Annotated in this window: 5 protein-coding genes and 1 pseudogene; 2 read left to right on the top strand and 4 right to left on the bottom strand. The window is 65.2% G+C overall.

Annotated elements, in window-relative coordinates:
* Positions 1 to 55: 55 nt before the first annotated feature.
* A pseudogene (locus Q4G24_RS16205) lies at positions 56 to 253 on the top strand (cupin domain-containing protein); the annotation flags it as partial.
* Between the two features lie 418 nt (positions 254 to 671).
* Here the strand turns inward: Q4G24_RS16205 and Q4G24_RS16200 are convergent.
* Genes Q4G24_RS16200 through Q4G24_RS16185 form a run of 4 tightly spaced genes read right to left on the bottom strand, consistent with a single transcriptional unit; the run spans position 672 to position 4,799 of the window.
* On the bottom strand, positions 672 to 1,229 hold the full coding sequence (locus tag Q4G24_RS16200) for an NTP transferase domain-containing protein (RefSeq protein WP_303367578.1): 558 nt from the start codon (positions 1,227 to 1,229) through the stop codon (positions 672 to 674).
* The gene (locus Q4G24_RS16195; RefSeq protein WP_303367577.1) at positions 1,207 to 2,085 is read right to left on the bottom strand and encodes an XdhC family protein; all 879 of its coding nucleotides are present in this window, start codon (positions 2,083 to 2,085) and stop codon (positions 1,207 to 1,209) included. The genes Q4G24_RS16200 and Q4G24_RS16195 overlap by 23 nt, the downstream gene beginning before the upstream one ends.
* Before the next feature lie 49 nt (positions 2,086 to 2,134).
* The gene (locus Q4G24_RS16190; RefSeq protein ID WP_303367576.1) at positions 2,135 to 4,342 is read right to left on the bottom strand and encodes a xanthine dehydrogenase family protein molybdopterin-binding subunit; all 2,208 of its coding nucleotides are present in this window, start codon (positions 4,340 to 4,342) and stop codon (positions 2,135 to 2,137) included.
* Between the two features lie 10 nt (positions 4,343 to 4,352).
* Positions 4,353 to 4,799 (bottom strand): (2Fe-2S)-binding protein, encoded by a 447-nt coding sequence (locus Q4G24_RS16185; protein ID WP_303367575.1) that lies wholly within the window; start codon positions 4,797 to 4,799, stop codon positions 4,353 to 4,355.
* Positions 4,800 to 5,051: 252 nt separating this feature from the next.
* Between Q4G24_RS16185 and Q4G24_RS16180 the strand changes: the two genes are divergently transcribed.
* The gene (locus Q4G24_RS16180; RefSeq protein ID WP_303367574.1) at positions 5,052 to 6,602 is read left to right on the top strand and encodes a tannase/feruloyl esterase family alpha/beta hydrolase; all 1,551 of its coding nucleotides are present in this window, start codon (positions 5,052 to 5,054) and stop codon (positions 6,600 to 6,602) included.
* Positions 6,603 to 6,718: the final 116 nt, after the last annotated feature.

Here is a 6,718-nt window from a genome sequence, read left to right as displayed (position 1 = left end):
TGCAAATCGTAGCTTATGTCAGTGTCCGAATTTCGGGGGGTAGCTCAGCGGGCAGGGCTGGACGCAGGCCGAGGGCGGCGAGCGTCATGTGATGAACGCGGGCGATGTCGTCTGGTGCCCCCCCGGCATCAGGCATTGGCACGGCGCGACCGACAGCACAGCCGTCACCCATCTGGCTGTCCAGCAATTCGACGGCGACAGCAATGTGAACTGGGGCGAGCCAGTCACGGATACAGACTATCTGGGCCAGTAAACGCCGCGCATCCGGCAGGTGGGGCAGCCCTTTTCGGGCTGCCTTTCAGGCAGGGCAGCCGGGGCCGGGGTATCGTCCCGCCTTGTCGATTCCCTCAGCGAGTTGATGGGTTTCGATCATAAAACCGATGCGGTTTTCCGGGACGACAAACAGACCGCCGCAGAAACTGCCATGCCGCTGATCTGCTATTGAGGGACTCCACCGACCCCGCCATTTGCCGATGTGGGGTTGCGCGACACCGATGGGCAGATGCCCGACGCCCTGCGCCAGCACATGTGGCGGCGGCTTTGACCGTGAACTGACCGCGCCTGCCCGGCTTTATGTCGCCGGGGTTTGCTGCGATCAGGCCACCTGTGACGTCACCACAAGGCTTTGCGTATTGATGGGCCAAAGGCAGTCGCGTGGCAGAAATGAACAATCAGCCAAAATCCGACGGAACGTCAATGTCGTGCAGATGTCCGGTCGGCAGGTGGATGCGGCGGTTTTGCGGAATACGGCGCAGCAGGTTGCGTGCGCCCTGATCTGTGGCGGTAGGCAGGTCGGCCAGCCAGTCGCGCGGCAGCAATGCCGGCGGCATCGCTACAATGCCGTTTGTCGCGCAAGCGGGCGCACAAAGGTGCAGCAGGGCTGCAAGATCGCCCGGTTCAAGGCATGGCATATCGGCCAGCAGGATCAGAACGGCACCGATGCGGGGGGACAATGCGGCGATGCCCGCGCGCAGACTGTCTGATTGCCGCCCGCCCGGCGGGACCGTCAGCGCCCGCAGCCCCGCCTGATGCGCCAGCGCAGCGACCGCAGGGCTGGCGGTCACGGCCAAGCGCTGCGCTGCCGGAACACCGCCGGCCAGTGCAAAGGCATGGGCGGCCAGCGGGCGGCCGCTCTGTGTGGCCAGCAACTTGTCCTGCGGTCCAAAGCGGCGCGAGGCCCCCGCCGCCAGCACAAGAACCGCCAGATCAGAAAAGGCGGGCATGGTCATGAATCTGAGCCAGCACACCCGCCGCAATGGCCTGCGGGTCACGGGCATGGGCAACAAGGCCAAAGGGCCACGCCATGCGGTCGGTCTGTGCCCGGCCCAGCCCCATCTGGCCCAGTGCTGCGCAGCGGTCGGCATGGGCGCGGGCGCTGCCCAGAGCGCCGATATAAAAGGCCGGGCTGGTCAGGGCACGGGCCAGCAGTGGCGGTTCCTGATGGTGATCGTGAAAGAACAGCGCGATGGCCGTTCGGGCGTCCGGGATCAGCCGCTCGGGCCAGCCGGTGCCGGTCAGGGCGTGGGCGCCCGGCGGCGTTTCAGCCGCGCTGCAATGCCAGTCGGTGCACATTCCGCCCGCGCGGGCCATCGCGAAAAGGGCGGCAGCTTCGGGGCCGGAACCGAGGATCATCAGATGCGGGCGCGGGCGCAGCAGCAGGCGCTGCCCTGACGGCAGGGTCAGCGTGGCGTCTTGCCGATTGCGCAGGTTCCGGCGGGCGGCGGCGATTTGTCCGGCACCGGGATCGGGAACCAGCGTCACCTCTAATCCGCCGCCACAGGGCAGTTGCAGATCCATGAAGGGCGACCCCTTGCCATAGCGCAGCACTGTCCCCCGCCCCTGCCGCAATGCGGTAATGGCGTGGCGGACGACATCGGCCTCGATACAGCCCGAGGACAGGCTGCCGCGCCGTGATCCGTCAGAGGCAACCACCATCGCCGCCCCAAGCGGACGATAGGATGGCCCGGTCACGCTGGTAATCACGCACAGGCATTCCCCCGGCGCGGGCAGGGGGAAATCCGTCTCGCCCAGCGTGATTGCCGTGGTGGCGGCCGCGGTGACAAGGCCGGGATGCAGTTCGTTCATGTCAACCTCGGGCACAGGCCGGGTGGGTGCGGTCAGGACAGGGGCTGCCTTAGCCCCTGGGCGTCAGCGTATGCTTGGCCAGAGGCAGGCTGCGGATATGTTCCCCCGTCAGCACCGCCACCGCGTTGACCACGGCGGGCGGCACGCCGGGCAAACCCGGTTCGCCGATGCCACCCATGGGCGCTCCGCTTTGAATGATGCGGACATGGACATCTGGCATCATGTCACGGGTCAGGATCGGATAGCTGTCGAAATTCCGGGCCAGCGGCATCCCGTTTTCATAAACGTGATCTTCCAGCAGCGTGGCCGACAGGCCAAGCGCCACCGCGCCGCGCACCTGCGCCTCGATGATGGCAGGATTCACGATGCTGCCGGGGTCGATGGCAACCCAGATGTTATGCACCCGCGCCTGCCCGCCATCCAGCGACACCTCGGCCATTGTCGCGGCCTCGGACCCGAAAGGCGAGGCCATGGCCACGCCGCGCGCCCGTGTCGTGCCGTCATCGGCCTGATATGGCCCGCGCTGCCACCCCCCCGCCAGATTGGCCACCGCCTCAAGCAAAGTGGTCAGGCGCGGATTTTCCGTCAGCAGCGACAGGCGCAGCTCATAAGGATCGTTGCCGCCCGCCCCGGCCATTTCATCAAAGAAGCATTCATAGAAGTAATCGTTCATCGAATGCCCGACCGAGCGCCAGAACCCGATCACCGCCGGGTCGCGAACATATTCCTGCGCGATGCGGCGGTTGGGGATGGCGTATTGCTTGCCCGCGATACCTTCCAGCGCCGAGGGATTGGCCTGACCTTCGACCTTGCCATACCAGCGTTCGGTGGCGCCTTCCGTCACCGCGACACCTTCCAGCGCCAGCGGTTGCCCCGAGGCGTCAAGACCGGCGCGGAACCGGGTCACACTGATCGGACGGAGGGCATCACGCAGGAATTCCTCTTCCCGCGACCAGATCAGCTTGACCGGACGGCCAGCCGCGCGGGACAGCTCGACCGCCTGCGGGAAAGGGTTGGCGCTGGCATAAAGGAAATGCCTGCCAAAGAACCCGCCCAGCAGCGTCGAATGCAGGATGACCTGTTCCGGGGCAATGCCCGCGCGCCGGGCAATGTCGGCCTGAAACATCTCGGGGGCCTGATTGGGAATCCACAGTTCCAATGTGCCGTCATCGTTCCAGCGCACCAGCGCGCTGGGCGGTTCAAGCTGGGCATGAGCCAGATGCGGCGCGTCATAGACGGCCTCGATCCGGGTGGCGGCATCATCCAGCGCGGCCATGTCGCCGGCAGTTTCGAAATCGGTGCCGGTGCCGAGATTGTCGCGCAGCGATGCCTTGTAGCCCTCGGACGAGAAATCAGCGGGCATCGCGTCGGGGGTGCCGGGTGCTGCTGCCTGCCATTCGACATTCAGCGTTTCCACCGCACGCCGCGCCCGCCACCAGCTGTCCGCCAGCACCGCGACCGCGCCAGGCAGCCTGTGGACGGAATGCACACCGGGCATGGCCGCGACTTCGGCCTCATTCGTCAGGTCGCCGGGTTCCTCGCCCAGACGGGGGGCGTGCTGCACCGCGCCATGAAGCATGTCGGGCAGCGTCAGGTCGATACCGTATTGCGCCTTGCCGGTCGCCTTGTCATGCGTGTCCAGACGCGCCACCGGCTGACCGATCCAGCGGAAATCGGCCGGATCGCGCAGGGGCACGTCAGACGGCACCGGCAGGGCCGCCGCATCCTCGGCCAGTTCGCCATAGCTCAGGCTTTGGCTGCTGGCGGCGTGGATCACCCGGCCCGGTTCGGTGGTCAGCTCCTCGACAGGGACATTCAGCCGCCGCGCCGCAGCCTGCATCAGCATCATCCGCGCCGCCGCGCCGATATTGCGCATCGCGTCATAACTCATCCGCACCGACATGCTGCCGCCGGTAAAGCGCGCGCCGCCCGTCAGCAGATAGTCGGGACCGGGTGGCGCGACCTCATTCACGAAATCGGTGGGGTCAAGATCCAGTTCCTCGCCCACGATCTGTGCCAGCGCGGTATAGACCCCCTGACCGCCTTCGGCAAAGGGGTTGCGGAACAGCACGGTGTTATCGGGCCGTATCTCAAGAAATGCCTGAACGCGGGTTCCGGGCACGATATGGTAATCCACCGGCTGCGCGCGCAAAGGCCGCAGCGGCACGGAAACCGACAGGATCAGTGCCCCCGCCGCGCCCAGAAATCCGCGACGTGAAACGTTCAGCGGGCGGTCGTTTTGCACATGCGTGTTCATGGTCGCCCCCTTATGCTTCGGCGGCCTGCCGCACGGCGGCATTGATCGCGTTATAGGTGCCGCAGCGGCAGAAATTGGTCATCGCAGCGTCGATATCGTCCTGTGTCGGTGTCGCGGTTTCCTTGAGCAACGCAGTCGCCGCCATCACCTGCCCCGATTGGCAGTAACCGCATTGCGGCACCTGATGATTGACCCATGCGGCAACGACCCTGGCCCCTTCGGGGTCGGTTTCGATCGCCTCGATTGTGGTGATCTGTGCGCCCGCCAGCATGTCGATGGTGGTCACACAGGACCGCGTGGCCACGCCATCCACCAGCACCGTGCAGGCCCCGCATTGCGCCACGCCGCAACCGTATTTCGTGCCAGTCATGCCCAAAGTGTCGCGCAACACCCACAAAAGTGGCGTATCATCCTCGGCCTCGACCTGATGCGAGGTGCCATTGATCGTCAATTCCATGGGGCTTCCTTCCGGCTGTCTGGTTGCAGATGGCAAAGGGTCAATGGTGCATTATGCCGCAGGTTGCAGTGCCGGGATAGAGCAGATTTTCAGATAGAACTTATCGACCAGAGTTCTGAATGAAGCACGACCGATTGATATGCCATGCAAAGGGTTGCAGGATAAGTCAGGCATTGCCCGATGATCGGGGCTGTGCAACCCTAGGCTGCGAATGAGCTGACTGAACAGCCCGAACTCAAGGAGCGGACCGCCATGAAGCATCTGATGCCGGGATCGGCTGCACTGCTGGCTTCGACCATGCTGGCCGGGGCAGCGCAGGCGGCTTGCACCGATCTGACGGAACTGACCCTGCGCGGGGTGGAAATCGGCAGCGCCACAGAACAGGCGGCGGACAGCCTGCCACCCGACCCCAACAGCGCCATGACCGGCAGCACGTCACGCGACGTGCCCATCGGTGCGCATTGTCTGGTCGAGGGCAAGATCGGCGACCGGCAAGGCGTTGGCGGCCAGTATGGCACACGGTTCCAGATGCGCTTGCCCGACGACTGGAACGGCCATTTCCTGTTTCAGGGCGGCGGAGGCATGGATGGGTTCATCGCGCCGGCAATCGGCTCGATCCCGTCGAACGGTTCGACGGCGCTACCCGCGCTGGCGCGGGGTTATGCCGTGGTCAGCATGGATGGCGGACATGATGGCAGGGATGCCGATTTTGCGCAGGATCAACAGGCGCGGCTGGACTTTGCCTATGCCTCGATCGGCCGCGTGACCGATACCGCCAAGGCGATCATCGCCGCCCATTACGGGCGCGAGGCGGACAGGTCGCTGTTCATGGGGTGTTCGAACGGCGGGCGCGAAGCGATGATCGCCGCGCAGCGTTATCCGACCGAGTTCGACGGCGTGGTCGCAGGAAATCCGGGGTTTCACCTGACAGCCGCTTCCCTGACGCAGGCATGGGACGTGCGCGCGCTGATGTCGGTCGCGCCGAATGGGGATCTGTCACAGGCGCTGACGCAAGATGATCTGGATATGGTGGCGGCGGCCATTCTGGAACAATGCGATGCGCTGGACGGGATAACGGACGGGATCGTGAACGCCGCCTCGCAATGCGCGTTTGATCTTGAGGGAATGCGCAGCCAGTTGGGCGATGCCAAGACCGATGCGCTGGCCACGGTAATGGCCGGGCCGAAGGGCGCGGATGGCCGGGCGCTTTACAGCGACTGGCCCTTTGATCCCGGCATCGCCAGCCCCGGCTGGCGCGCGTGGAAGCTGGGCACGGCCGAGACCCCGGCGCTAAACGTGGTCTTGGGCGGCGATTCCCTGTCGCGGCTGTTCCTGACACCCCCGCGCGAGGGGGTGGACCCAATGTCGCTGGACTTCGACCAGGCCGCGCAGGATACACGGCAGATGCACGGGCTGCTGGATGCGACTTCGACCTTTCTGACCACTTTCGCGGATCGCGGTGGTAAGATGGTGGTCTTTCAGGGGGCTGCCGATCCGGTCTTTTCGACCAATGATCTGACGCGCTGGTATCGGCAGGCGGCATCCGATACGCCCGGCGATTTCGCCCGCCTGTTTGTCGTGCCCGGCATGACCCATTGCGGCGGAGGGCCGGCGCTGGACGATTTCGACCCGCTGACATTGCTGGAAGGCTGGATGGACAGCGGCGAGGCCCCCACACAGATGCCCGCCACCGGCACGGCCTTTCCCGGCGTGACGCAACCCGTCTGCGTCTGGCCAGCCGAGGCACATTTCACCGGGGCCGACCCCGCGCAAGCCGCAAGCTATGAGTGCCGTGAAAGCTGACGAACACTGAAACCGTCAGGCCGTCTCAACAGACGACGACACGGCTCAGATGGCTATTTGTGAGCAATGATCGAAATTTGGTGATGCGCTGAAGGGGCGGGATATCATGGCGGTGT

Origin of the sequence: Paracoccus sp. (in: a-proteobacteria) (assembly GCF_030538695.1) — a bacterium.
In the GTDB taxonomy this organism is placed as follows: domain Bacteria; phylum Pseudomonadota; class Alphaproteobacteria; order Rhodobacterales; family Rhodobacteraceae; genus Paracoccus.
This window is presented reverse-complemented; position numbering and strand designations above follow the sequence as displayed.